Below are 24200 nucleotides of genomic sequence, written 5' to 3'. Positions count from 1 at the left end.
CCCCCAGTCAAAACATATTCTACACTGGGTTTGTCGAATTTTCCAAAACAAATGTTACCATGTAGAAAGATCAACAAAACGGGCAAATCTCTGCCCGTTTTGTTCTCAATTCAGGGACCGCCTTTTTCAGGGTGAGCAGCACTTCCCACTCGGTCTCTGCCCCCGGTCCATTCCCGGATGCCAATGATCATGACCGGCATGACCACATATACAATGGCGGTGGCAGCCGATACGATTCCGGAGTCATTGAAGGCAAGTGCTGCCAGCGACCCCGCCAAAATCGCCGTAAAACCGTTAAACAGCTGTGGGTATCTCTGGGTTAACATCTTCAAACCACCGGCGGGCCGGAACGCGAGCACCGCCATCGCCAACAGGGACAGCAGAAAAACTTTCCCCCAAGAGGAGAAACGGATCAGTTTCAGGTTCATCTCCAATTTCCGGTTGATGACTTGAACGATTTCTTCGAAGTTTCCCCCTTGAAGATCCGAGAGAGCTTTTCCGATATGGGAAGGGGATTCCACCGGAAACCAGACATTCAACGCCACCAATGTCAATATGCCGATCGCCGCCATTCCCATCATTTTAAGGGTCGCCCTCCGGCTCCACTTTGCTTTGAAAAAACGGAGGTATGCCACCCCGAAGCCAACAGCGGACGCCAGCGCCCCCCCTGCATTGGTTCCCCAAAACGGGGCTGCAAAGAAGACCAACAAGGCGAAAAAAAACAGTCCCACACCCAGACGCACCCGGCGGGAAAAAGATGGACGACGCTCCAACCAGGCGGCACAAGCGAGGATGGAAGATCCGAGAACGACTCCCATATATTCATTGCCCACTCCGTAATAGCGGGCTCCTTTGATAGGATCGTACCCAAGGAAAGAGTGCCGGATTAACGGCCCTCCCAGCAAGCCATCCACCACCACCGGCAAAAACCCGAGCAAGCCCGCCCAGAACAGCAGGGGAAGAGTGGATGCCCGAGTGAGCACCTTTGAGAATGCCAATCCTGTCAAGACCAACGTCCCGGAGACCATCCACCAGGAGCCGGCAGTCACATCTGAAAGAATCAGAAACAGAAACGGTGTCAACATCACCGCCAAAAAAACTGATTCCATCCAACCTCTTCCCCGACCGTTTTTCAAAATCAGGGTGAGTCCGGTAACTAGCACCAGCATCTGAATCAAGATATAAGAATAGAGAACCGACGGTCGCAAGCGATTGATCGATTCCACCCGATCCACCGTACTCCAGAACATCCCGTTGTTTCCGGTCACCACTTTCATCGGTCTTCCCATCATCTCATCCGGAATCTCCACTCCCATGCGATCCAACAGGGTAGGGGCCAGATCGATATTACTGATCATGCCGGTCCGGCGGGTGGTGGATGAGGTCAGCAGCCCGGGTTGTTTTTCCGAGGATTGATACATGAGAACCGGAAACAACCCTTCTTCCTCCGGCAATCCGCCGCTGGTGGAGGTGAGCATCACCAACCGATTCTCTCCCGCCCGGCTCAACACCTGGCCCAGAAAAGCATCCAACTCCATGAGAATTTGCTGACGCATCTTTTGCCGCACCGTCGGAGACATGGTTTCACCGAACTTTTCCAGACGGTACAGATCCCCGAGATCCACCACTGCCAATCCCGATTTTCTCCAGGAAAACAGCCGATCCCCGATTCGTCGGTAATGGGTTTTCACACCGTAGGGTCTCTTCGGGTCAGAAACCAGCATCCCTTTGCCCACAGACCCTTCCGGAGTGATTCCCCGACTGTTCATGGTCAACAATGGCGCATAACGAACCGGTTTGTTTCCCTCATCCAGATTACCCAACACCAAGGTGGACAAACCCTTTTGCTGAAGGGCCTCTCCCAGTGCACCCGGCTTCACGGTAAAATGAATCTTTTCATTTTCCGCCCGATACCTCATAATTCCGGGGTAAACGACCGACCCGCGCGGGGCCTCTTCCCCCATGCGCCGGGTGTAGAGGAGTCCGGCGGTTGTGCTTTCCAACCCACCCACATCCACCACCGGTTCATCGGGATGATAAAACCCTTCATCAGCCGGTGCCACCGCTCGGGTACCCGCCCCCAAAGCGGCATAACTGTTGGAAAGAGTCTCTCTTCCTCCTGTCTTCATATTCATGGCACCCACTGAAGCATGTTCCATCATCCATTCCAGATGGGGCTGACCCGGAGTGCGAAGATCCTGCAAGCTGAGACCGGGAACATTGAACCACCAAACCTGTTGAAGGGGGGCATCCGACAGCGGGGCACAAAACCCTTCCCGGATGCCGACCAGCCACAATACCAGACAGAGAGAGAACAAGATTGCCTTTTTGACCTTCACCTTCAACCCCCGTTTCTCTGACTCTCTCCGTATCCTTCCCTCAGTCAAAAGAAGTATGTCGCCGATCCTCATCCACAATTTATCCACATAGTTATCCACAGAAGAACCCTTGAAGCTGGGTTGTGTACACAACTTATCCACATTATCCACAGGTACTAGGACTTTTCTATCCACATCCTGCCTGCAACCAAAGATTTTCGGGACCTGAACGACAGGAAAATCTGTTTTTAATCAATGAATCCGACACCCCGTCCCTTCGGCTTTGTGGATAAACAAAAAAACCGGCCATGATCAGCCGGTGTACGGTTTTACACCAATTTCAAATTGGGTTCCGCATTCAGTTCCAATCCTGCCCGCTCCCCGTCCAAAAAACGGTACGTCCCCGCCGCGGCGATCATGGCAGCATTATCGGTACACAGTTCCAACGGGGGGAAGGACAATTGGATTCCTTCTTGTCGACAGCGGGCGGCCAAGGATTCTCTCAGCGCGGAGTTGGCGGAAACGCCGCCGGCCAACACCAGATTGCTCACTCCTTTGAACCGGGCGGCACGAACCGCCTTTTCCGTCAGCACCTCCATCACTGCCTCCTGGAAGCTGGCCGCCAGATCGGCCTTGTCCACCCTTTCTCCCCGTTGTTCCGCATTGTGCAAATAGTTGATGACTGCCGATTTGAGCCCGCTAAAACTGAAGTCCAAGGAGTCCGGTTCCAACCAGGCACGTGGAAAATCGATCACCGGTTTTCCCTGTTTGGCCAGACGGTCGATCTCCGGCCCCCCCGGATAAGTCAATCCCAACACCCGAGCCACTTTGTCATATGCTTCCCCGGCGGCATCGTCCCGTGTCCGGCCCAATCTCTCAAACCGGTTATGCTCCGGCATATGGATCAGTTCGGTATGCCCTCCCGAGACGACCAAAGCCACCAGTGGAAAGCGCAGGGGTTTCACCAAGTGATTGGCGTAGATGTGACCTGCGATATGGTGGACACCCACGAGCGGTACCCCAGTGGCAAAAGAGAGGGCCTTGGCCGCTGCCACCCCGATCAGAAGAGCCCCGACCAACCCCGGACCCTGGGTGACCGCGATCGCCGATAATTCCTCCTGTCGCACCCCGGCCTCATCCAGAGCTTGCTGGAGGATCCCGGTGATTTTCTCCACATGGCGGCGGGAAGCGACCTCCGGCACCACTCCACCAAACCGACGGTGAATTTGCATCTGGGAAGAGATCACATTGGAGCAAAGCCGGTCTCCGTTTTCCACCACCGCCGCAGCGGTCTCGTCACAGCTGGTTTCAATTCCCAGCACCCAACATTTTTTCATCGTTTTCACCACCCAACTCCGCCCACATGATGAGAGCATCTTCCTGATTGTCCGTATAATAGCGGGGCCGGATTCCCGTCGCCTTGAAGCCTTTTTTACGGTAGAGGTTTTGAGCGATTTCGTTGGATACCCTCACTTCCAAAGTCATCTTTTCCGCTCCGGAAAGATGCGCCAAGGCCATCAGATAATCAAACATGGACTCCCCGATTCCCCGCCCCCGCCAATCCGGGTGAACCGCAATATTGGTGATATGGGCCTCCTTTAATATCAGCCACATTCCTCCGTAACCTATGATCCGATCATTTGTCATCGCCAGGATATAAGTGGAAAACTGGTTGTGAACCAACTCATTAAAAAAGGCCTGACGCGTCCACGGTGTGGAAAAGGAAGCCCGTTCCACCACGAGCACCCCGGCGATGTCAGCCGGGGTCATCTGACGGAATTTTACCTTGGGGTGCTCCTTCATCTCGGTTCCCCTCTCTTCCGGGACCGGACCCATTTGGCCTCCGCTTCAGTCAGTTGCAGATAGTTGGGGGCGGCTTCCATATCCTCCGTTTTTTCTCCGGACCGGAGTCGGGCGAATGCCAACTGCCCCAGATGTGTGGCACTCACCGCATTCTCCCGTCCCATACCGAATACCGCTTGTCCACCCAACATCCGAACCATCTCCTCTCGAAACCGGGAAACATCCTCCCCCAAGAAGAGGAGCGGTCCCTCCTCCCGAAGCTCTTTGAGCCATGCTGTCAGATCGGTAACCCGTTCTTCTTTCACCGGAACCGACACCCCCTCATTCCCCCGAAACAATCCGGTATAGACCCGATGGCGCCGGGCATCGAAAAGAGGGACGATTTTTCCGGGAAATCGGATTCCGTTCATGGCCAAGGCAGCCAAACTGGAAACAGGGACCCATGGAATCCCTCTGCTCCAGGCGATGGTTTTGGCTGTGGTGAAACCGATCCGGATTCCGGTGTAGGAGCCGGGGCCTGCCGCCACTGCCACCGCATCCAGATCCTCCACCTGCAACTCCAGCTCCTTCAGCAACCGGGCGATCGTGGGCATCAACCGAACGGAATGGTTTTTATGGAGATTGGTAGTCACTTCACCCAGCAGGGACCCTTCTTCCGTAACCGCCACTCCAAGCACCAAGGTGGAGGTATCGATCGCCAAGATCTTCATCTCGGATTCAACCCCCCACAGATTCGTCCCGCTTCTTCCGGAGGTGGTTCAATCCGGATATTGCGGCAGTTCTGTGCATGGGAAAGTTCCACATGAATCGCCTTCTCCGGCAACCACGGTAAGATGCGGCTGGCCCACTCGATGAGGGTGACACCCTCACCGTAAAAGTATTCATCCCACCCCAACTCTTCCTCAGGCGATTGGATCCGGTAAACATCCATATGATAAAGGGGAACTCTCCCCCCGTGATACTCCTTGATCAAGGTGAAAGTCGGGCTGTCCACTGGATCCTCAATCCCGAGACCGATTGCCACTCCCTGGGCAAATGTGGTTTTTCCCGCACCGAGATCCCCTTCGAGGAGAACCACATCCCCCGGTTGAAAACGCCGCGCCAGATGACGGGCCAGAGTCCGGGTTTCCTCCGGGCTGTAACTTTTAAACTGACAAACCTTTTCCATTTTTATCATCACCCGTCGCAATTGATCAATCCCCGCCCCGGACTCCCTCCGACTTTCTCCTTATTTCGGAACCAAGAAAGGGAGCGGGGTGATGTATACACACCTTTTTATGTAAAAAACGGCCAGTCTTCACCATAGTACCACAGGTGCACCATTGGGATACACCCTTTTGAAGCGGCATCTCTCCGGATATAACAAAACCGCAGCCTGGAAGGCTGCGGTCGGTTGGAGCGGGTGAAGGGAATCGAACCCTCGCATTCGGCTTGGAAGGCCGATGTTCTACCATTGAACTACACCCGCATGAAATTGACTGAAAACCAGTGGTCGGGGTGACAGGATTTGAACCTGCGGCCTCCTCGTCCCGAACGAGGCGCTCTACCAAGCTGAGCCACACCCCGGAAATGAAGTGTTAAATGGTGCGGTCGGCGAGACTCGAACTCGCACGGCCTCGCGGCCACTACCCCCTCAAGATAGCGTGTCTGCCGATTCCACCACGACCGCACAGAGGATCCATTCAGCTTTGGTGCGGGTGGAGGGACTCGAACCCCCACGCCGAAGGCGCCAGATCCTAAATCTAGTGCGTCTGCCAATTCCGCCACACCCGCGAAGGTTGTGTCCTGTAACGACAAGGACTATACTATCATGACTTTGAATAGCTGTCAAGTGTTTTTTTCTAAGCGGTCCCCTGGCAGAGAAACGAGACGATCCGATATTTGAAAACGGGCACGCAGACGTCGCGCCCGTCCCTGTATCGATCACTGGTGACCCATCCAGGATTCGAACCTGGGACACCCTGATTAAAAGTCAGGTGCTCTGCCGACTGAGCTAATGGGTCTTATTTGAATGGCTGGGGCGGTAGGGATCGAACCTACGCATCACGGAGTCAAAGTCCGTTGCCTTACCGCTTGGCTACGCCCCAGCACTCATATTGCAAAGTGGGGCGACCAGTGGGAATCGAACCCACGATGCCGGAGCCACAATCCGGTGCGTTAACCACTTCGCCATGGCCGCCATAAATAAAATGGCGGAGCTGACGGGACTCGAACCCGCGACCTCCGGCGTGACAGGCCGGCGTGAACTCCAACTTCACCACAGCTCCGCGTATAGGCCGGGGAATCCGGTGATGGTGGACGGTGACGGGATCGAACCGCCGACCCCCTGCGTGTGAAGCAGGTGCTCTCCCGCTGAGCTAACCGTCCGAAACAGATGTAGGGTAGGAGGTTAGAGGTAAGAAATTCACCTCTGATATCCAACCTCCAACCTCTGAACTGGTGACCCGTAGGGGATTCGAACCCCTGTATGCCAGCGTGAAAGGCTGGTGTGTTAACCGCTTCACCAACGGGCCCCATGATCCACGAGCGATGGCGGAGAGAGCGGGATTCGAACCCGCGCGGGATTATAAACCCCCTAACGGTTTAGCAAACCGTCCTCTTCGGCCTCTTGAGTATCTCTCCGCAGAGTGGCTCCTCAGGCAGGACTCGAACCTGCAACCTGCCGGTTAACAGCCGGACGCTCTACCATTGAGCTACTGAGGAACATTTTCGAAGCGACATGTTTAATTGTAACCGATTGCGTCCAATTTTGCAAGAGGTTTTTTAAAAAGCCTTTCCGGGTCGCCTCACGAATTGTTCCTCACAAACGCCTACTTAACTTAACACAAACAGATGGGTTTCGTCAACAGTTTTTTCGACATGTTCTCCCTCACATAAAGTCACCGGATCCCCCTATGAAGATCCGGTGACTCCCTGGTTGATCAGTCCACCCACCACCAAGTCTGGGCACCATAGGGATACTCGATGCGACTGTCCACATGAACAAATGAACTATATCGCTTGATTCCACTGAACCCACAAGTCTTGGCAATCTCTCTCACTTGGGCCGGAGTCTTGCCACTCACCACGATATCAGCTGCAATTCCGTAAGTATGCATACTGTTGGAAGCTCCCCCGACATTGCGATTGTGATTGATACTACGGAAGCCTGAGTTGATGATTACCGGTGCATTTCCCGCCTTTTTCCGCAAAGCTTCCAACTTGTACATCAACCGCCTCACGTTCTCCTTCACAGCAGCTGAGTTCGCATTTCCGCCGGAAAACCCGCTCCCGTCCTTGGAATAAAATTCACTCCACGCAAAATGGGCTGTGGACCCGTCGGAACTCTCCAAGCTGTTGAGAACACGTTGAGTGTCCGGACCCACCACTCCATCCACAGTCAGACCGTAAGCCCGTTGGAATCGCTTGACCGCCGCCTCCGTTGCAGGTCCGAACACCCCGTCCACCGCCACATAAGTTCGGGACGGACTGTCGGCGGCCCAACCTGCGACACGGATCTGCAACTCCCGTACATCCGCCCCGCTGTCACCCCGTTTCAGCGTTCGGCTCCAGCTGTAAGCATCCACTTGGGACGGCATAGCCACCGGCAAGATGAGTGCCAGGGCAAACACGAATACCAATACCCGGAAAAGTCTTTTGTTCATACTTCCCCTCCCCTTATTTTACAGTTGAAACGATAAACCGGGTCTGATCCATGATTCCTAAGAATTCATCCACATCCCTTCAAAACAGAAGTCGGTTCCAAGTTCGGCGGAGCATCGAAAAAATCCTGCCTGTTCACCTGACTTTTTTGAATAAAATAAAAACCCCGACAATGCTTGCCGGAGTGATCCTTCTTATCCATCTATTCCTGAAGCCTTGGACAACGGCTTGATTCCATCTCCTCTGCTTACCGAACCCGCCCGGTTAACTCTTCTGCTTTGATGATGACTCCCCGTGATCTCCAAACTCCCCGGTCATCGTCTCCAAAGCGTGGGGCAAAACCGGCAATACCGCCTCCAAACATTCCCGGACCGCCTTTGGACTTCCGGGAAGATTGATGATCAGGGTTTTCCCCCGCAACCCGGCAACCCCGCGTGAAAGCATTCCATAAGGGGTCTGGCGGAGTGAGGCGAGCCGCATCGCTTCCGGAATGCCAGGCACTTCCCGGTGGATGACGGCACGGGTCGCCTCCGGTGTCACATCCCGGGGCGCCAGGCCGGTTCCACCTGTGGTTAACACCAGATCCACCCCTTCGGTGTCGGTCATCCGGATCAACACTTCCTTGATCCTTTCCTCCTCATCGGGCACCACTTCCCAGATGGCCACCTCCAGCCCCAGCTCCCGGATTAGCCGTCGGATCTCCTCCCCGCTCCGATCTTCACGCTTTTCGTGAAATCCCTTGTCACTGGCAGTCACGATTCCGACCCGCCTCATCCCCTTCCCTCCTTCCTCACCGACACTCCCGCCCGTCCCGGCACTTCCTCCTGTCGTCGATAATCCCCACTTTTGCCACCAGTCTTGCTGATTAGGCAGGTTTCCTCCACCACCATTGATTTGTCGAGGGATTTGCACATGTCATAGATGGTAAGGGCTGCGATGCTGGCCGCGGTCAATGCTTCCATCTCCACCCCCGTCACATTTTCCGTTTTCGCCTCCACTTCCACCGTCAACAGAGTGCCCCCTTCTTCCCGGAAACGGATATCTACACTTTTAAGAGGGATGGGATGACACATGGGAATCAGATCCCAGGTTTTTTTGGCGGCCATAATTCCCGCCACTTGGGCCACCGCCAATACATCCCCCTTATGAACCCCCCCTTCCCGGATTTTCCGTAATGTCTCCGGATTCATCCGGATCCGGGCTTGCGCGACAGCGGTGCGACGGGTTACTTTTTTATCGGATACATCCACCATCCGTGCCCGTCCCTGTTCGTTGAGATGAGTGAATTCAGCCAAGCGATCGCCTCCTGTTCAACCACCGATAAAAGACATCTCCACTTTCTTTTTGCGGGGCAGATCCTGCGTCCATGTGTGGCGCTCATCAGAATAACGATCCCGCCGCCGGGACCAGACCGCCCGGATCCTGTTCAGCAACTCCTCGTCCCCGGCTCCTCCCCGCAGCGGCCCCCGCAGGTCGGTTCCTTCTGTTGCAAACAGGCAAGTGAACAGACGGCCATCCGCCGAGAGGCGGGCCCGGGTGCAACTGGAGCAGAAGGTGTCCGTCACTGACGCGATCACCCCGATCTCCCGGTCACTCCCCCGGTAGCGGTAACGATCAGCCACTTCCCCGTAGTAATTGGGCTTCATCTTTTCCAAAGGCATCTCCTCGCGGATCATCTCCAACATCTCCCACTTGGGCACCACTTGTTTCAAATCCCAATTGTTGCTGTTGCCCACATCCATAAATTCAATCAGGCGGAGGATGGGGCCCTTCTCCCGGAAATAGCGAGCCATGGGCAGGATCTGATCCTCATTCACCCCTTTTTGCACCACCATATTCACCTTCACTCTCAACCCCGCTGCCTCCGCCGCCTCAATCCCCGTCAATACCCTGCTAAGATCAGAACGGTGACCGTTCATCCGCGCAAACACCTGGGGATCCAAGGCATCCAGACTGACATTTACCCGATCCAGTCCCGCCTCTTTCAGGAGCTTAGCCTGCCCGGCCAAGAGAGAGGCATTGGTGGTCAATGCCACATCCTTAATCCCCTCTACCCCCTTCACCATCTCCACCAACCGCCGGGGCAAGTTCCGGCGCAGCAAGGGCTCCCCACCGGTGATCCGCACCTTCTCCACCCCCCCGGCGGCAAACAGCCGGACCAATCGCAGGATCTCCTCAAAGGTGAGCAACTCCTCCCGTGGCAGAAATGAATAATCCGGGCCGAACACCTCCGCCGGCATGCAGTAGCGGCATCGAAAATTGCACCGGTCCGTCACCGAGATGCGAAGATCCCGGAGCGGACGATCCAGGACATCAGTCCAGGTGATCCCTTTATTCACAACTCCCACCTGCCTCCCTTGGAATTCTTGGTGACAGGGGGATCGATGATTTCCCCCGCCCGGGAATGGTCGTACCCCCCCAGCTGCGCTGCCATCTCCCGAAAATCCCGGCAACGCAGGGTCCCGATAAGGGCCCTTCCCGCATCACTCTCCGCCACAGATCGGGGCAACACCAAGTCCAGCGGCTCCCTCCAGGCCGGCCGCCACACCAGATTGAAAGCTTTCGCCACGGATCGGGGACCCACCGTCACATCTGCGGTCCCACCTGCCAGGGAAGCCGCCGCCTTCCAATGGGATCCTTCCGTCCGCTCCCAGCCCGAAGGAAGCCTCCCCGCCTTCTGTTCATTCAGGAGCTGTGTCAACCGTTTCCGAGTGGCGGACCCCGGTGGACGATTGATCAAGCGGAGTCCGAGCCGGATCAGATCTGCCACCCCGCTGACCGGTTCAGGAGCGGTGGCCGATGTGATCCATCCCATCTCCCGTTCCGCCACCCGGATCCGGATTATCCCGGAGAACCCCCCTTCCCAACGATCGCCATGGATGGCAACAGCGTGACACCCCCCTTTCCGCAAAAGTTCGAATCCCACCTCATGGCCGGTATACTCCCGAAATAGAGACCAACCGGGGGAGATGCGACCGATCAAAGCCCCGATCCGATCCAACAGGGGATCATCACAGCCAGTGAGAACCAGCGTGTGCTCCACCTCTGTCGGCGTCCGCACCCACTCCAATTCCATCTGTTCCCCGGCGTTCACTCTCGCTGTGTCCGGTGGGAGACGAAGCCAAGCATCCGCCCGAACCATGGACATGGTGATTCCTCCCCCCCGCGCCAGGGGAAAAGCTGTATACTGACCATCCACATGGGCCACACGCATCCGGATAAAGTCCTCCGTCCCCAAACCACCCCGAACCTCCCGGCCCAACCGGGCAAGTAGCGGAGGGACAACCTCCGCCCCTGATCGATACCAGTGCCGGATCAGAGGCCGGACAAACCAGTCAAAAGCGAGGTAGGCGGATACCGGGTAGCCTGGCAGACCAACCACCGGAGTCTCCCCGATGATCGCCAGCACCACCGGCCGACCCGGACGGGCGGCCACTCCATGGAGAAGGACCTTTCCCACTTCCGCCAGCACCCGGGGGGTGAAATCCTTGCTGCCGGCGGAAGATCCAGCATTCACCACCACGATGTCACAACGATCCGCCGCACTCAAAAAAGCTGCCCGGAGCGCTTCTTTCCGATCGGGAACCACCTCCTGACAGTCTGGCACCGCCCCGCACTCCTCCAGAAACCCAGCCAACACGGTGCTGTTGAATTCCCTCAACTGTCCCGGTTTCAAAGGATGCCCCGGGGGGACCAATTCGGAGCCTGTGGGGAGGATTCCCACCCGCGGAGGGCACACAACGGTCAGCCGCTCCACCCCCGCCGCCAGGAGCGCTCCCTGATCCACCGGACGAATCCGGTGACCCGCCGGCAACACCACTTCCCCTGCGGCCACATCTTCCCCCGGCTGTCGAACATGTTTCCAAGGAAGAGCCGGTTCGGTCAGCTCCACCCCTCCCCCTTCCAGGATATTCACTTTTTCAATCCTGACCACACTGTCCGCATTCTCCGGCAGCGGATCCCCTGTATTGATATATGTGAAATCCCTTCCCTCCCGGAGACGGACCGGACGCAAGGGAGAAGCCCCCCAGGTCACCTTCGTCCGGAGGGCGATGCCATCCATCGCCGCGGCTGGGTAGGGAGGCATGGACATCCGAGCAATCACAGGCTCCGCCGTCACCCGCCCCCGGGCATCTGTGACGGGAACCGTCTCCTTTCGGGGGTGAAAGGTGATCGCGGCCAACAGACGGCTCAGCGCTTCTTTTCGAGATAAGGTATCCAACCTGGACTTCCGCAAGTGATCCTCCCCTTGATGATTCCATTCGCCTTCAGAATATTCTCCGTAAATCCAGCATAGCACCCATCCTCCCTTCATGTCGAGGCAGAAAGGGCCGGTCCGTCGGAAAAGGGATGGGAATTATACTGAATTTTTGGTACCGTAGGACTCAAGAAAGAAATCCGCTGAGGGAAACCGGGGAAATTCCCTTAATCCACCCGTCCCGCTTTCATTTACTCCCTGGAGGGATGAGATATGGCAGACCAATCACTTCTTTTTTCCCGAATTGTCACCGATCTTCCGGAAACGGTGCCCTTTGTTCCGCCGGAGGAATTGGAACGGAAGACCGGAGTGAAGATCCGTCTTCGGCTGGGTGCCAATGAAAGCAGCTTTGGCATGTCCCCCCTGGCCCGGGAGGCGATGGCGAATTCCCTGGGAGAGAATCATTTGTACGGGGATGCACTCAGCTTTGATCTCAAAGAAGAACTGGCGGCACGCCACGGGATTGGGAAAGAGATGATCACCGTGGCGGGGGGCATCGATGAACTGCTGGGCTGGATCGCCCGGGTGTTTCTCAACCCTGGCGAACCGGTCACCGCCTCTCTCGGCAGCTATCCCACCTTTCATTATCATGTGGCGGGATTTGGGGGCCGCCTGCACCAGGTTCCCTACCGCAAGGGAAAAAACGACCTGGACGCCCTGGCGGATACGGCCCGCCACACCGGCTCCCGCATCGTCTACCTGGCCAATCCCGACAACCCGACGGGGACTTGGTTCACCGCCGACGAACTGAAGGAGTTCCGCAGGCAACTTCCCGCCGATTGTCTGCTCCTCCTGGATGAAGCCTATATCGAATTTGCTCCCGAAAAAGCTCATTTTCCCGTGGATCCCGCGGATCCCGGGGTAATCCGGACACGCACCTTTTCCAAAGCCCACGGCATGGCGGGCTTACGAGTCGGTTACGCCTTTGCCCATCGGGAAATCATCACCGCTTTTGATAAAATCCGCAACCACTTCGGAGTGAGCCGGATCGCCCAGACCGGTGCACTGGCCGCCCTGAAGGATGAAGGCTTTGTCCGACAAGTGGTGAGGGAAGTGGCCGCCGGCCGCCGGGAATATGAAGCCGTGGCGAAGACGCTGGGCTTTACCGCCTATCCCTCAGCAACCAACTTCGTTGCCATCGACACAGGGGATGCCAACCGGGCCGCCGCCATCCGGGAGGCCCTCTGGCAACGCGGGGTTTTCATCCGGATCCCCGGTGTCGCCCCCCTCAACCGCTGCCTCCGCGTCAGTGTGGGAACACCGGCTGAACGACAGGAGTTCGTCCGCATCCTGCGCGAGGTGGTGCAAGAATTGTAAACCAAAAACCACCTATTGGGTGATCTGCACCCCCAACAGGTGGTTTTCCTCCGGTTCAATCCCGGCTGCCCAAGATTCGCAGAAGGTAGATAAACATGTTGATAAAGTCGAGATAGAGGGCCAACGCTCCCATGATCGCCGCTTTGGTGTGGGTGTCGTAATCCATGTTTTCATCCTGAATCCGTTTGATCTTCTGGATATCGAAGGCTGTCAGTCCACAGAAGATGATGACGCCCAGGTAGGAGACCACCCAGTACAGGGTGGAGCTCTGCATGAACCAGTTGACGACGGATGCGATGATCAAACCGATCAGTGCCATGAAGAGGATACTGCCCAGCTTGGAGAGATCCCGCTTCGTCACCGCCCCATAGAGGGCAAACACCCCGAACATCCCTGCCGTGATGAAGAAAACCTGCACAACGGATACCGGGGTATAGATATAAAGCAACGGAGCAAGAGTCACCCCGTTGAAGGCAGCATACAGAAAAAAGACAAAGGTGGCCGTCCCCGCCGCCATTTTATGAACGCGGGCTGCCAAAAAAAAGACGAGAAGCAGCTCGACGATCATCAATCCATACAGGACTCCGATATTCTGACGGAAATAATGGATCGCCCCTCCATCGGATATGAGCAGAAACGAGATAATTCCGGTCAGGGAGAGGCCGGCAAACATCCAGGAAAAAACCCGGGTCATCAGACCGGCATGGCTGCGGCTGACACTGGTTTCCATTAAAATCCCCTCCTTTGGAGATGTTTTCCTCCCCTAAGTATAGAGTCTGATGATGGTCCATGCAACTGTTGAAACCAGTCCTTTCCCGCAGATCCGTGTGATCTCCCTTATTCCCGTCCCGACGCCCTGGCCAGGGATTCCCGGAGCTGGCCCAGAATCTCCTCGATCATTAGGGAACGCTTTTTCCAGGGAAAGTCCGGGAGCAGAGTGGCCAGCTCCTCCATCTTTCGTTTGTCGTACTCCAAAAACTGAATCACAGTTTCACAGCTGTGCGTCAGCCTGGCCCAATCTTCCTGGGCAATCCGCACTCCTCTTTTGCTCTGCTGTCGATCCATCCTTGTGATACGCCCCTTCTCTTCTCCGGTCAAATGTACCCGATTGATGTCGATCCGGTATTCTTCGCCTGTTTTCATGGTGAGCTCCAGGGACGAATCGGTCACTTCCACCCGACGGATCGCCCGATTCTGTTCCGACATCCTTTCCAGTTGTTTGACGATCAAGTCGAAAAGCAGATAGGTAATCTCCCGTTCCTTTTCCATGGATCCCACTTCCCCCCCATCCTTGCGGATGACTTTCCCGTCTGGCTTCTTTCTCTGATTTTCGATACTCTGAAATCAAATCCCTTGCAACCGGGTAGATTCCATCTCCCGTTCTGAAAGGAGGAAAGGCGTATTTTTCGCCGTTGTTCATGCAAATCAACGTGTTGCTGTTTGCCGGAGTGGCTGACGCCGTCGGAAAACGAAATCTTCGTTTGAATCTGCCTGAAAAGGCCACCGTCCAAACCCTGATCGATCGATTGGCAACGGAATACCCCGTTGCTGCAGACCTGATCCGGCACTCGGTCATCGCTCTGAACCAGGATTACGCCGAAGAGAACCAATTCATCCGACCAGGTGATGAAGTTGCCCTGATTCCCCCGGTCAGCGGAGGAGAAGAGAAACAACCGACACCGTTACTCTTCATCACGGAGGAACCCCTCTCCGCCGATCACCTGATCTGTGAAGTTTCCAATCCATCAGCCGGGGCTGTCCTCACCTTCGCCGGGATCGTGCGGGAGTACACCTATGGACAAAGAACAGTGGCCTTGGAATATGAAGCTTATGCCCCGATGGCCCTTCGCAAAATGGAGGAGATCGTGGGGGAGATCCGGCAGCATTGGCCTGAAGTGCGTGTCGCCATGGGCCACCGGACTGGGAAACTGGCAATCGGGGAGATCAGTCTCCTCATCGCCGTCGCTTCCCCCCACCGGGATGAAGCTTTTGAAGCCGGCCGCTACGCCATTGAACGCCTGAAAGAGATCGTGCCTATCTGGAAAAAAGAGATATGGGAAGACGGTTCTCAATGGAAAGGGCCGCAGACAGGCCCCTGGGATCCCCGTCGAAAAAAGAATTCAGCCCCTCCTTTGGAAACAGACACGTGACTCATGAGTCACCCAGCCAAAAAATCCTATCCCGTTTATTTATTATTTTATCACAGTTTCAATGATTGCCGCCGGGGCCATCGCCCTCTATTGCGGGTGACCTGACGGCAAATCAAAGGAGGAAAGCCATCCATGCTCGACTGGAGCCGATATTCCCGACAGATCCTGTTTCCACCGATCGGGGAGGAAGGGCAACAGCGACTGGCCCTCTCCCGGGTGGCCGTGGTCGGACTGGGCGCTCTCGGAACCTCACTGTCCCATCACATGGTACGGGCCGGAGTGGGATTTGTCCGGCTGATCGACCGGGATTTTGTGGAGCCGAGCAACTTACAACGGCAGATGCTTTTCGATGAGTCCGATGCGGACCAAGGGCTACCCAAAGCGGTCGCCGCAAAAACAAAACTGGCGGCCATCAACTCCCGGACGGAACTGGAGGCCCATATCACCGACATCACAGCGGACAACGCCGAAGAACTGCTGACAGGCGTCGATCTGATTCTGGACGGATCGGACAACTTTGCCCTTCGCTATCTCGTCAACGATGTCAGTGTGAAACATGGAATCCCCTGGGTCTATGGAGGCATTGTCAGTTCCCGGGGGATGACATTCACCGTCCGTCCCGGAATCACTCCCTGCCTTCGTTGTCTCTTCCCGGAAATCCCCACGCCCGGATCGGGGGAAACCTGTGACACCTCCGGTGTGATCGGACCGGCGGTCCAGCTGGTGACGGCTTTTCAGGCCACAGAAGCACTCAAACTGTTGGTAGGGGATGTGGATGCTCTGGATCCCCGTCTCCGCCACTTTGAATTGTGGTACAACCATGAGGCCGCCTTTGAAGTGAAAGAACGAAAACGCGAGGATTGTCCCACCTGCGCTCAACACCGGTTTGAATACTTGGAAGCCGGTGGCAGCGGGGAGACTGCTGTCTCTCTGTGCGGACGGGACACTGTTCAGATCTCCCCAGGACATCCCCGTCCCCTGGATCTCGACCGTCTAGAGAAGGTTCTCTCATCTTTGGGCAAAGTGGAGCGTAACCGCTTTTTGCTCCGGGCTCAGGTGGATGAGGCTCACCGATTGGTCCTCTTCCCTGACGGCCGGATCCTCGTTCAGGGAACAGATGACCCGAAATTGGCCCGCTCCCTGGTAGCCCGCTATGTGGGGGCATAAGACAGGGAAACATTGTATCTGTCTTGACACTTTGGGATTTTAAAAGACATTTTCTTACAAAAGATCAGGGCTGTTGATTACCAGAAAAGGGAGTCATATGTCGACACAGCGAGAACAGGAACGAAGCGACCCTGGCGAGACTTGTGCCCTGTGAGGTGCAATCGGAGCTGGGAACACGTGATCTCCCCAACTAAAAATATGGCTAGTCAACATACCTGACTTAAATTTTTTTGTCGGCTATGATTTAAGTATAGAATGTTAAAAACCGTCGGGGGAGCCACCCGACGGTCCATGCACAAGAGACTGGTTTAGGCCGGTACCTTGGGAAACGGAACATGCCCCCATCTGAGCGAAGGGTGCTAACCTTGACGCTTGGGATCGGGGGCGTTTGCTTTTGTGGAGACCAGGAAGTTGCGACCTGCCCCAGACCTTCTCAAATCTTCTATACCAGTCTACCAAGGAAGGAACTGCCACATGAAACGTGTTGTCCTTAACGACTACTTGTTTCGCGAGATCCGGCCAGGCCCGGATGACTTTCCTCCTCTGATTCCGGAGCAGGAGATGAATGATTGGGATCAACGAATAAGAGGGCTGCCTCAAGGGAGGCGGAACCGGGATTGCTCACCGGACCCGGCGGCAACCCTTGGTGCATCCAAACCTGGTAATCATAAAGATCCCCATAGGGTGCCGGCAAGGTGCGCACTCCCAAGGGAACGCCCCGCCGGAGCCGATCCTTGAAATCCCGGGCAATCGCAGATTTTTTGCGAGGATCCGGTTCTTGTTTCTCGATCAGTGACGCCACGGTAACCCAATAGTCGACACTCAGTTGATTCTGTTTCAACTCCGCCTTGATCTTTGGACCGATACCCTCGTCGAAACGTCTCAACATCGCCTCGACCACCTCTTCCGCATCGACCCCTCTGTTGAACTCATAGCGTCCCGGCGCCAGATACCCTTCCAGACGGTAGGGGCGGTTCTTCGGAATGGAATCCAGAAAAGAGTAGTCGTAAACTTCACTGTTTACAGCACGGGTCCACTCTTCTTCGGAGATTCCATGGTATTTCAGCACCAGTCCCACCTCCTGAACCGTGGACCCCTCCGGAATCACCACCGACCAGGTGCCTCGGGACATCGTCTTCATCACACTTTTCAAGCCCATCTCCGGTTGAATCTGATAGGTACCGGGCTGAAAGCGGGTTTGTTCCTGAATCGTATACCGGATCCCATACAGAGGGAACAGCCATTCGTTACTGATAATCCCCTTCCTTTTCAACTCCCGTCCGATTTCAAGCAGGGAAGCATCTTCCGAAATCCGGATGCTGACTTGGTCGATTCGGGGTGGACTGGCGAGAGCCCGGCTTACCCATTGGTCGGAAATAAATACGGTGAAGGCCACCGTCAGAAGCAACGGAGGCAAAATCTTCGCCGTCTGTTTGATCGCGAAGATCAACCGCAGATCGAGCAGAACCCTTCGCACAATAACCAACAGAGTCACCTTTCGCCTGCGCCCGTAAGCGCGATAGCCCATCCCGTAAAATAACAGGGCATAAGCCATCAGCAATACCATCAAAAACCAGAGACTCCTCCCACCGATCACCTCCAACAACCATCCTCCGAGGAGGGGACCGATAAAAAGGCCCAACTGACCGAATCCATTGGCACCGTAATAGATTCCCCGCATCCGGTCATCGGCGATCCGGTCGATAAAAAGACTGGAAACAGGAAAGACCAGGACCTCCCCCAACGTAAGGAGAACAATCCCCAAAATAAATGAGAGATTGCTGTCGCCGACACCGAAAGCGAAATAGCCGGCAATACACAGAACACTTCCCACCACCAGGCCGGTCAACACACTTTTCTTCCCCGCCCAGTGATTCATGGGATACTGCAGCAGAATGACCACCACTGCGTTGATCGTTAACAGCAGGGCAAAAAGCTCCGCATCTTTCCCCAACTCGCCCAGATGGATCGGCAACGATGATTCGATTTGGGAGAAGGTTGTAAAAAAAAGGATCCCTGCAAGAACAAAATAACCGAGAGAGCGGTCCCTGCGAATCACACCGAGACATTCAACAAAACGTACCCGTTCTCCTGTTTGGGGTTGCAGGTCCCTGCGAAATAGGATAAATACCTGGAAAAGAACCATAAAATAAAAGAGATAGACCACTGCGGTATAGACAAAAATCCGCATCCCCATCATTTGAAAAAGAAGGGCACCCAGCATCGGCCCGGCCACCATCCCGATATTGACGGCGATATAGCGGTAACCGAAAATCTTCAATCGCTTCTCCGGGGTGGAAATATCAGACATCAAGGCCTGGGAAGTGGTCTCAAAAAAAGACCGGCATAACCCGTTTAAAGCATTCAAAACTAAAAAGTGCAAAAAAGTTTTTCCGAGTGCGAATCCGAGAAATGTCCCCATCCACACAAACAAGGAGGTGAGAAGGATCAATCGGCGCCCCCAGCGGTCAGACAGATAACCTCCGACAAAGCTCCCAAAAGCTCCGGTCAATCCTGCCGCTCCCAAGGTGAGTCCGACAGACAGGGAATCTATCCCTAGATTTTCCGAAAGATGGATCACGAGAAAGGGAAGGCTCATAAAAGAAGCGGTCCGGGTGATCGCCGTCCCCAGAATCAAGATCCATACGATTGGATGGTAACCCCCATAATTTTTCCATTTGTATTTTTCTTTTCGGGATAAGGAGGCCCCCCCATTTTTATAAACGCTGTCCATAAAGGCTTCTCCCACACTGTGATCAATAGCGTCCTTTAAATGCAATTCCCATTCTATATTTTTAGCTGATATTCGTAAATGACTGGGAGGGCCTATTTTCCCTATAACAAAAGTTCGACGAAAAGGCAGCCATTCACGGCTGCCTTTTATCTGTCATTCATGAGGTGTGACCTTTACACGGCCCAGGTTTTCCATGACCCTAACCAGCGCCTGGGTACCATCATCATCCCCGCCGTGGGCCTGGACCGAACGGAGAAGTTGGTGGACCTGGGCTGTTCCCAGGAGAGGGAGGTCCAGACGATCCGCCTCCTCCAAAACAATCCGCAAGTCCTTCTGTTGAAAACGGACAGAGAAGCCGGGATCCAAGTCCCCTCGAACCACCCGGGGTGCCAGGTTGGCGAGGGCCCAGGAACCGGCGGCCCCCCGGGTGGTCACCTGAATCATCGTCTCCGGATCCACCCCGGCTTTTTTGGCAAAGGAAAGGGCCTCCACCATTCCCAGCAGATTGAGTCCGCACATGATCTGGTTGCAGGCTTTTACTGTCTGACCCGCTCCGATCGGACCACAATGGACGACGTTCTCCCCCATCGCTTCCAAGAGGGGCTTTACCTTCTCCAAGGTTTCTTTTTCCCCCCCGACCATGATGGACAAAGTCCCTTCCCGAGCGCCCACATCCCCCCCGCTCACTGGGGCATCCAGCATCTTCACCCCTTTTTCTGCCGCCCGAGCGGCCATTTGCCGGGTAGCATCCGGTGAGATCGTGCTCATGTCGATCAGGATCAATCCTTCCTGGGCCCCTGCGAGAACTCCCGCCGGACCTTCTACCACTTCCCGTACATCGGGAGTATCCCCCACCATGGTGATCACCACATCACTTTGGGCGGCCACCTCCCGGGGCGAAGGAGCGATTTTGGCACCCCAGGCCTTGGCTTCTTCCATCCGGGATGCTGTCCGATTCCAAACGGTTATGGAAAAACCGGCCCGGTGCAGATTGCGGGACATCGACCGACCCATGATCCCCAGCCCGATAAACCCCACATGCAGCGACTGTTTTCCCATCAAAATCCCCTCTCTCTCCTCAGGAACCCAGCTTCTCCTGAAGGCGGACCCGGACACTCCGGTTGACCGTCTCCCACAGGGACGGCTCCTCCAACAAACGCTTCTTGAAGTCGCGGTACAGATCTTTCTGCTTCTCGGCAAAGTCCGGCTCCCCTTCCGCCGGCATTTTCGCCTTCATCTCGTCCACCAGCCACTGCACTTCCGGGGAGCGGGGACCCCAGACCGCCCGTTCATTTCCCTGGGAGTCAAAAAAGACAAAGATCGGGATGGACCGAGATTTCCCATTGGTCAGATACTGATCCATCAATTCCAGATTCTCGTCCCGAATGAGATACCGCATCTGGATCCGGGCCGCCTCGGCGATTCGTTTCAGAATCGGCAGACACAGCATGGCATCCCCACACCAGTCTGCAGTCAGGACGACTGCCCGCAGTTTCTCTTCTGCCAACCCCTCATAAAAAGAAAGATCTTCCTCCGGCAAATGATAGCTGTCATAGATCTTCTGCAACCCTTCACGATTCACCTTCATGCCGTCCACATATGCTTGCCAGGTCATGCCCTTGTCAAACCACTGATTCAGGTCCATCTTTTGCCCTCCTTAATCCTTTACTCCTTCTATTGTAACCGAGCGGAGGAATCTGAGAGCAACCCCGTTTCGATAGGTTGGAACTTTTTGATCCCGGCTGATTTGAAAAATAAGCCCCATCCGGCGGGTTTTGTAGACGGGCCCCACCTTTGGCCGTCGGGGAAAACTGGTGCGTCATTCTTGGTGTGGTAGGCTAAAGATATGAGGCATGATTCGCCTCCTCCCCTGATCCACAGCATCGTGGCTGCCCCAAATCGTAAGAGCCGGGATCTGTCTCTTTTCTTTAACGGACAGAGTGAAAGTGCCGGGACTTTCTGTTTGAGCCTGTTAAAAACGTTGTGATTTGGAAGCGTTGTGAACGAGTGCTGGCCGAGATGGTTGGATTGGATTTCACATGACCTTTTCGTTGTTCTGAACTGCCAAAATCACTTCATGTGAAACCCAGTCCTCCCTGCGACAATCGTTTTTCACAATGCTTTTACGTATCACGGGTTGCGGGGGAAACTTCGATTCCCTAAAGTTACCCAAGTGCAAATATATGAGAAGGAGGGCTACTGCCTTGACCAAGTGTGCCGCTTATCATGTTGTTTTGGGGGTTAAATACAGTGGCCCTCAAAGTGGCGGGACTGGTGCTCTTCCCATTCCTGCTACTCCGAAACCAATGGCCAACTCCCAAAGCGGGACAGTGGCATCACTTGGCCGGAGCGATCCTGTTTGGAGTGGTGGGCCACCATTCCTGTCTCGCCCTCGGATTGGAACAAACCTCCGCTACCAACGCCGCCTTGATCCTTGGACTGGTCCCGCTCACCACGGCACTGATGGCCGTAGTCTTCCTGGAAGAGCGGATGATCAGTTGGCTGCGGGGAGCGGGTATTTTTACTGGGATTTTTTGGGGTCACCTTTGTTGCTTTGCGGGGAAACACCGGTCTGGGTGGACACACCGGCAGAGATCTGTGGGTGTTGGGAGGCATGGCCACCCAGGCCGCCAGCTTTATCTATATCAAAAAAGCGACCGACACCATGGACGCCAAACAGGTAACCTCCCTGATGTTCCTGACAGGTTCGGTCGTTATCTTCATCATCAGTCTGTTTATCCATCCCCGTGGGTGGGTGGAAGCCCTGGACACCCCGGCCTGGGTATGGGGGATCTTCTTCGGCTCCGGAGTGATCACCACCGGATTGGGACATTTGCTTTATAATTCATTATTCACCGGTTGGGACCGGGGCAGTCGGCTATTTTTATCCACTGACACCCTTGTTCTCCCTGATGGGATCCTCATTTTTTCTTCAGGAGACAATCCATCTCCCCCAAATCGCCAGCTTCTTTCTGATCGTCGCCGGGGTCTTCTTCGGTTCCGGGGCCGCAGACGAAAGGAGAAGAAAAAACTCTCCCCGGATCAAACACGCCTCAAGGCACGTGATGACCTTTTTGAATCATCTAGTATCGGGAAAGAGGAAACTTCCCTTTGCAATTCCGGAAAATTTTTAGTTCCGGATCCAGAGGCTCTTTCTTTCCCTCGGATCCCAACCACGCCATCATTTGCTGTCTGGCCCGTTTTTTATTCCGCTTGGCTTCCCGGACCCATTCGTAAAGTACACCCATTCCCTGCACTCCTCTCAATACCCGTTTTCACGGTTTCTTTCATCTCGCTGCATTTCCTGAACAGTCACTATTCACGTTTAAAAAAAGAGTCCGTCCATCAAAACAAAACCAGGACGGACACATGATCTATGGATCAACAGATGAGGAGGGATCAACCCGATCTCAGAATACCCGAAGAGGACCCAACCGGCCAATCCACAGAATGGCCGGTTTTTGTTAGTTCCTATAAAGTATTCTTTTCATCCGTCTCCGGTCGGTGTCCCCCGCCAAATTCCCCGTCCATGCAGAACGGAAAGAAGCTTTCTTTCACACCTCGTCCAGACTCAATTGCCCGCCACAGGCGCCACAGCGGTAACGGCTGGGATCCATTCGTTTTTTGCGCCAAGCTTGGCGACCGCAAGTTTGACACTGAAGAACATAGCGAACCGGTTGCTTTCTCCGTCCGCTGTTTCCCGGAAGCAAAGGTGTGTAGCGAAGGCCGTTCACCTGTTTCAGCAGATTTTTAAAGTCGGCATCCCGGTGATGGTATCCTCTTCCCTTCAGGTGAAGATGATAATGACACAGCTCGTGCCGGATGATTCCACCCACCACCTTCATTCCCAACTCCTCCAGATGCCGCGGGCTGATCTCGATCCGGTGATCCTCAAGAAAATACCGGCCACCGGTGGTTCGCAACCGGGAATTGAAACGGGCCTTATGGGTGAAAGGTTTTCCAAAGTACTCCAGAGAGAGTGCTTCCACCCAACACTGCAGGGCGTGATCATCCCCCGGCCGTACATGAACCCCAGTGGATGAATGATTCGGATTCACAGAACCCCATCCCCCTTCATACACTTGAATAAGACGACTACGCCATCCGGGAGGCGTTTCAGGTATGCCCTATTGGTTGCGTAGACAATTGCAGCGGGCGTTTTTGGGAAAGGACCGAAGACAGATCCGTATCTTAAATGACTGCTGGTTTCAGTATCAACAAAAAAATGAAGAGCTGCAATACCATACGGAAGGATAATCATGTAAAAAGAGCCAAAGGGTTCTCCGGCATCGGACTCTTTGGCTCTTTACATAGAAGCTTGCTTCACAAAAAGAATCCCCCTTCCCGGGGGATGGAACAGTTACATGTTAGGAATGCCTTCCTGCTGCCTTTGCTCGATGGAACCGCCGCTCTCGCCGGAGGTGACCATCAGGATGGAACCGATGACAGCACTGCCGGTCAAATAGAGCGCTTCAGCGAGAGTGGAATCGATGGCATATTGGGGGGATTCCTCCCGGGGGGAAAAGGGGGATCGGTTCGGAGCGCCCTTCTGTTTATGCATCATGTTTTCCACGGCCTGACGGCAGCGGTCTGAGGCGAGTGCCATCGGGTAAAGCCGTTCAAAGGTGCGGCCGACGAATTCATCCCGATTGCGGGCCGCGCCGGGCAGTTCCTGCCCTTTCATCTCCGCTTCCACAAAGGCGGCGATCTCCGCCAGTTCAGCCGGGGAATTCTGAAAATATGAACTGCAAGATTCCGCCAGTTTCGCCATTTTTTTGCTGATTTCCCGGGAAACATTGGTTTCGGTCATA

Annotated in this window: 22 protein-coding genes, 12 tRNA genes and 2 pseudogenes; 6 read left to right on the top strand and 30 right to left on the bottom strand. The window is 55.0% G+C overall.

Going from position 1 to position 24200, the window contains the following annotated elements; genetic code table 11:
• Positions 1 to 110: 110 nt before the first annotated feature.
• From IEV46_RS11205 to IEV46_RS11100, 22 genes are all read right to left on the bottom strand, one after another.
• Positions 111 to 2339, bottom strand: a complete 2229-nt coding sequence (locus tag IEV46_RS11205) for an alkaline phosphatase family protein (RefSeq protein WP_188432641.1) — start codon at positions 2337 to 2339, stop codon at positions 111 to 113.
• A gap of 308 nt (positions 2340 to 2647) precedes the next feature.
• Positions 2648 to 3655, bottom strand: coding sequence for a tRNA (adenosine(37)-N6)-threonylcarbamoyltransferase complex transferase subunit TsaD (gene tsaD / locus IEV46_RS11200; protein ID WP_188432640.1), 1008 nt, complete (start codon positions 3653 to 3655; stop codon positions 2648 to 2650).
• Positions 3627 to 4121 carry a ribosomal protein S18-alanine N-acetyltransferase gene (gene rimI, locus IEV46_RS11195; protein ID WP_229736054.1) on the bottom strand — a complete coding sequence of 165 codons (495 nt, stop codon included), beginning with the start codon at positions 4119 to 4121 and terminating at the stop codon, positions 3627 to 3629. Before rimI ends, tsaD begins: the two co-directional genes overlap by 29 nt.
• On the bottom strand, positions 4118 to 4831 hold the full coding sequence (gene tsaB, locus IEV46_RS11190) for a tRNA (adenosine(37)-N6)-threonylcarbamoyltransferase complex dimerization subunit type 1 TsaB (protein WP_188432638.1): 714 nt from the start codon (positions 4829 to 4831) through the stop codon (positions 4118 to 4120). The genes rimI and tsaB overlap by 4 nt, the downstream gene beginning before the upstream one ends.
• The gene (gene tsaE, locus IEV46_RS11185) at positions 4828 to 5289 is read right to left on the bottom strand and encodes a tRNA (adenosine(37)-N6)-threonylcarbamoyltransferase complex ATPase subunit type 1 TsaE (protein ID WP_188432637.1); all 462 of its coding nucleotides are present in this window, start codon (positions 5287 to 5289) and stop codon (positions 4828 to 4830) included. Before tsaE ends, tsaB begins: the two co-directional genes overlap by 4 nt.
• Positions 5290 to 5515: 226 nt before the next feature.
• A tRNA-Gly gene (locus tag IEV46_RS11180) sits at positions 5516 to 5589 on the bottom strand.
• 21 nt (positions 5590 to 5610) lie between these two features.
• Positions 5611 to 5687, bottom strand: a tRNA-Pro gene (locus IEV46_RS11175).
• 16 nt (positions 5688 to 5703) lie between these two features.
• Positions 5704 to 5790 (bottom strand) — tRNA-Leu (locus IEV46_RS11170).
• A gap of 20 nt (positions 5791 to 5810) precedes the next feature.
• Positions 5811 to 5894 (bottom strand) — tRNA-Leu (locus tag IEV46_RS11165).
• 154 nt (positions 5895 to 6048) lie between these two features.
• Positions 6049 to 6124 (bottom strand) — tRNA-Lys (locus IEV46_RS11160).
• Positions 6125 to 6133: 9 nt separating this feature from the next.
• Positions 6134 to 6208, bottom strand: a tRNA-Gln gene (locus tag IEV46_RS11155).
• A 17-nt stretch (positions 6209 to 6225) separates the two neighbouring features.
• Positions 6226 to 6300 (bottom strand) — tRNA-His (locus tag IEV46_RS11150).
• An 11-nt stretch (positions 6301 to 6311) separates the two neighbouring features.
• Positions 6312 to 6388, bottom strand: a tRNA-Asp gene (locus tag IEV46_RS11145).
• A gap of 25 nt (positions 6389 to 6413) precedes the next feature.
• A tRNA-Val gene (locus IEV46_RS11140) sits at positions 6414 to 6488 on the bottom strand.
• A gap of 70 nt (positions 6489 to 6558) precedes the next feature.
• A tRNA-Glu gene (locus IEV46_RS11135) sits at positions 6559 to 6634 on the bottom strand.
• A gap of 17 nt (positions 6635 to 6651) precedes the next feature.
• Positions 6652 to 6743, bottom strand: a tRNA-Ser gene (locus IEV46_RS11130).
• A gap of 6 nt (positions 6744 to 6749) precedes the next feature.
• Positions 6750 to 6824: transfer RNA gene (locus IEV46_RS11125), tRNA-Asn, on the bottom strand.
• 218 nt (positions 6825 to 7042) lie between these two features.
• Positions 7043 to 7765 (bottom strand): D-Ala-D-Ala carboxypeptidase family metallohydrolase, encoded by a 723-nt coding sequence (locus IEV46_RS18500; RefSeq protein WP_188432636.1) that lies wholly within the window; start codon positions 7763 to 7765, stop codon positions 7043 to 7045.
• A 262-nt stretch (positions 7766 to 8027) separates the two neighbouring features.
• A complete protein-coding gene (locus tag IEV46_RS11115; RefSeq protein WP_188432635.1) occupies positions 8028 to 8537 on the bottom strand; it encodes a MogA/MoaB family molybdenum cofactor biosynthesis protein in 510 nt (169 codons plus the stop codon).
• Complete coding sequence (moaC, locus tag IEV46_RS11110) at positions 8534 to 9016, bottom strand: cyclic pyranopterin monophosphate synthase MoaC (RefSeq protein ID WP_308420303.1); 483 nt, start codon at positions 9014 to 9016, stop codon at positions 8534 to 8536. The genes IEV46_RS11115 and moaC overlap by 4 nt, the downstream gene beginning before the upstream one ends.
• 57 nt (positions 9017 to 9073) lie before the next feature.
• The gene (gene moaA / locus IEV46_RS11105; RefSeq protein ID WP_229736053.1) at positions 9074 to 10111 is read right to left on the bottom strand and encodes a GTP 3',8-cyclase MoaA; all 1038 of its coding nucleotides are present in this window, start codon (positions 10109 to 10111) and stop codon (positions 9074 to 9076) included.
• Positions 10099 to 12000: a molybdopterin-binding protein gene (locus IEV46_RS11100; RefSeq protein WP_188432633.1), complete on the bottom strand. Its 1902-nt coding sequence runs from the start codon at positions 11998 to 12000 to the stop codon at positions 10099 to 10101. The genes moaA and IEV46_RS11100 overlap by 13 nt, the downstream gene beginning before the upstream one ends.
• Positions 12001 to 12234: 234 nt before the next feature.
• Here IEV46_RS11100 and IEV46_RS11095 point away from each other — a divergent pair, with 234 nt between their 5' ends.
• Entirely contained in the window at positions 12235 to 13338 is a 1104-nt protein-coding gene (locus IEV46_RS11095; protein ID WP_188432632.1) for an aminotransferase class I/II-fold pyridoxal phosphate-dependent enzyme, read from the top strand.
• 55 nt (positions 13339 to 13393) lie between these two features.
• Here IEV46_RS11095 and IEV46_RS11090 read toward each other — a convergent pair whose 3' ends face one another.
• A complete protein-coding gene (locus tag IEV46_RS11090) occupies positions 13394 to 14068 on the bottom strand; it encodes a Bax inhibitor-1/YccA family protein (RefSeq protein ID WP_188432631.1) in 675 nt (224 codons plus the stop codon).
• A 107-nt stretch (positions 14069 to 14175) separates the two neighbouring features.
• Positions 14176 to 14616: a hypothetical protein gene (locus IEV46_RS11085; RefSeq protein ID WP_188432630.1), complete on the bottom strand. Its 441-nt coding sequence runs from the start codon at positions 14614 to 14616 to the stop codon at positions 14176 to 14178.
• 140 nt (positions 14617 to 14756) lie between these two features.
• Between IEV46_RS11085 and moaD the strand changes: the two genes are divergently transcribed.
• Positions 14757 to 15488, top strand: a complete 732-nt coding sequence (gene moaD, locus IEV46_RS11080) for a molybdopterin converting factor subunit 1 (RefSeq protein WP_188432679.1) — start codon at positions 14757 to 14759, stop codon at positions 15486 to 15488.
• Positions 15489 to 15620: 132 nt separating this feature from the next.
• Entirely contained in the window at positions 15621 to 16655 is a 1035-nt protein-coding gene (locus IEV46_RS11075; RefSeq protein WP_188432629.1) for a ThiF family adenylyltransferase, read from the top strand.
• Between the two features lie 490 nt (positions 16656 to 17145).
• Here IEV46_RS11075 and IEV46_RS11070 read toward each other — a convergent pair whose 3' ends face one another.
• The 3 genes from IEV46_RS11070 to IEV46_RS11060 form a co-directional block, all read right to left on the bottom strand.
• Positions 17146 to 19389, bottom strand: a complete 2244-nt coding sequence (locus IEV46_RS11070; protein ID WP_188432628.1) for an endolytic transglycosylase MltG — start codon at positions 19387 to 19389, stop codon at positions 17146 to 17148.
• Between the two features lie 153 nt (positions 19390 to 19542).
• Positions 19543 to 20448 (bottom strand): NAD(P)-dependent oxidoreductase, encoded by a 906-nt coding sequence (locus IEV46_RS11065; RefSeq protein ID WP_188432627.1) that lies wholly within the window; start codon positions 20446 to 20448, stop codon positions 19543 to 19545.
• Positions 20449 to 20467: 19 nt separating this feature from the next.
• Entirely contained in the window at positions 20468 to 21034 is a 567-nt protein-coding gene (locus tag IEV46_RS11060; protein ID WP_188432626.1) for a thioredoxin family protein, read from the bottom strand.
• Between the two features lie 581 nt (positions 21035 to 21615).
• Here IEV46_RS11060 and IEV46_RS18665 point away from each other — a divergent pair.
• Positions 21616 to 21852: pseudogene (locus tag IEV46_RS18665) on the top strand (EamA family transporter); the annotation flags it as partial.
• Positions 21853 to 22003: 151 nt separating this feature from the next.
• Positions 22004 to 22186, top strand: a pseudogene (locus IEV46_RS18660) (EamA/RhaT family transporter); the annotation flags it as partial.
• A gap of 286 nt (positions 22187 to 22472) precedes the next feature.
• Here IEV46_RS18660 and IEV46_RS11050 read toward each other — a convergent pair.
• Positions 22473 to 22637, bottom strand: coding sequence for a hypothetical protein (locus IEV46_RS11050; protein WP_188432624.1), 165 nt, complete (start codon positions 22635 to 22637; stop codon positions 22473 to 22475).
• 306 nt (positions 22638 to 22943) lie between these two features.
• Positions 22944 to 23447, bottom strand: coding sequence for a SprT family protein (locus IEV46_RS11045; RefSeq protein ID WP_188432623.1), 504 nt, complete (start codon positions 23445 to 23447; stop codon positions 22944 to 22946).
• 64 nt (positions 23448 to 23511) lie between these two features.
• Between IEV46_RS11045 and cmpA the strand changes: the two genes are divergently transcribed.
• A complete protein-coding gene (gene cmpA / locus IEV46_RS11040; protein ID WP_188432622.1) occupies positions 23512 to 23646 on the top strand; it encodes a cortex morphogenetic protein CmpA in 135 nt (44 codons plus the stop codon).
• 103 nt (positions 23647 to 23749) lie between these two features.
• On the opposite strand, the gene IEV46_RS11035 is transcribed toward cmpA, so the two are convergent.
• On the bottom strand, positions 23750 to 24199 hold the full coding sequence (locus IEV46_RS11035; protein ID WP_188432621.1) for a hypothetical protein: 450 nt from the start codon (positions 24197 to 24199) through the stop codon (positions 23750 to 23752).
• Position 24200 lies beyond the last annotated feature (1 nt).

Source organism: Kroppenstedtia guangzhouensis, assembly GCF_014637345.1.
In the GTDB taxonomy this organism is placed as follows: Bacteria; Bacillota; Bacilli; order Thermoactinomycetales; family DSM-45169; genus Kroppenstedtia; species Kroppenstedtia guangzhouensis.
This window is presented reverse-complemented; position numbering and strand designations above follow the sequence as displayed.

Coding starts and splice junctions, on each gene's coding strand:
- moaD (WP_188432679.1), top strand. CDS start 14,757: ATGCAAATCAACGTGTTGCTGTTTGCCGGAGTGGCTGACGCCGTCGGA.
- IEV46_RS11065 (WP_188432627.1), bottom strand. CDS start 20,448: ATGGGAAAACAGTCGCTGCATGTGGGGTTTATCGGGCTGGGGATCATG.
- IEV46_RS18500 (WP_188432636.1), bottom strand. CDS start 7,765: ATGAACAAAAGACTTTTCCGGGTATTGGTATTCGTGTTTGCCCTGGCA.
- tsaE (WP_188432637.1), bottom strand. CDS start 5,289: ATGGAAAAGGTTTGTCAGTTTAAAAGTTACAGCCCGGAGGAAACCCGG.
- tsaD (WP_188432640.1), bottom strand. CDS start 3,655: ATGAAAAAATGTTGGGTGCTGGGAATTGAAACCAGCTGTGACGAGACC.
- IEV46_RS11050 (WP_188432624.1), bottom strand. CDS start 22,637: ATGGGTGTACTTTACGAATGGGTCCGGGAAGCCAAGCGGAATAAAAAA.
- IEV46_RS11070 (WP_188432628.1), bottom strand. CDS start 19,389: ATGGACAGCGTTTATAAAAATGGGGGGGCCTCCTTATCCCGAAAAGAA.
- IEV46_RS11095 (WP_188432632.1), top strand. CDS start 12,235: ATGGCAGACCAATCACTTCTTTTTTCCCGAATTGTCACCGATCTTCCG.
- moaC (WP_308420303.1), bottom strand. CDS start 9,016: ATGGTGGATGTATCCGATAAAAAAGTAACCCGTCGCACCGCTGTCGCG.
- cmpA (WP_188432622.1), top strand. CDS start 23,512: ATGCCCTATTGGTTGCGTAGACAATTGCAGCGGGCGTTTTTGGGAAAG.
- IEV46_RS11035 (WP_188432621.1), bottom strand. CDS start 24,199: ATGACCGAAACCAATGTTTCCCGGGAAATCAGCAAAAAAATGGCGAAA.
- IEV46_RS11090 (WP_188432631.1), bottom strand. CDS start 14,068: ATGGAAACCAGTGTCAGCCGCAGCCATGCCGGTCTGATGACCCGGGTT.
- tsaB (WP_188432638.1), bottom strand. CDS start 4,831: ATGAAGATCTTGGCGATCGATACCTCCACCTTGGTGCTTGGAGTGGCG.
- IEV46_RS11060 (WP_188432626.1), bottom strand. CDS start 21,034: ATGGACCTGAATCAGTGGTTTGACAAGGGCATGACCTGGCAAGCATAT.
- rimI (WP_229736054.1), bottom strand. CDS start 4,121: ATGAAGGAGCACCCCAAGGTAAAATTCCGTCAGATGACCCCGGCTGAC.
- IEV46_RS11075 (WP_188432629.1), top strand. CDS start 15,621: ATGCTCGACTGGAGCCGATATTCCCGACAGATCCTGTTTCCACCGATC.
- IEV46_RS11115 (WP_188432635.1), bottom strand. CDS start 8,537: ATGAGGCGGGTCGGAATCGTGACTGCCAGTGACAAGGGATTTCACGAA.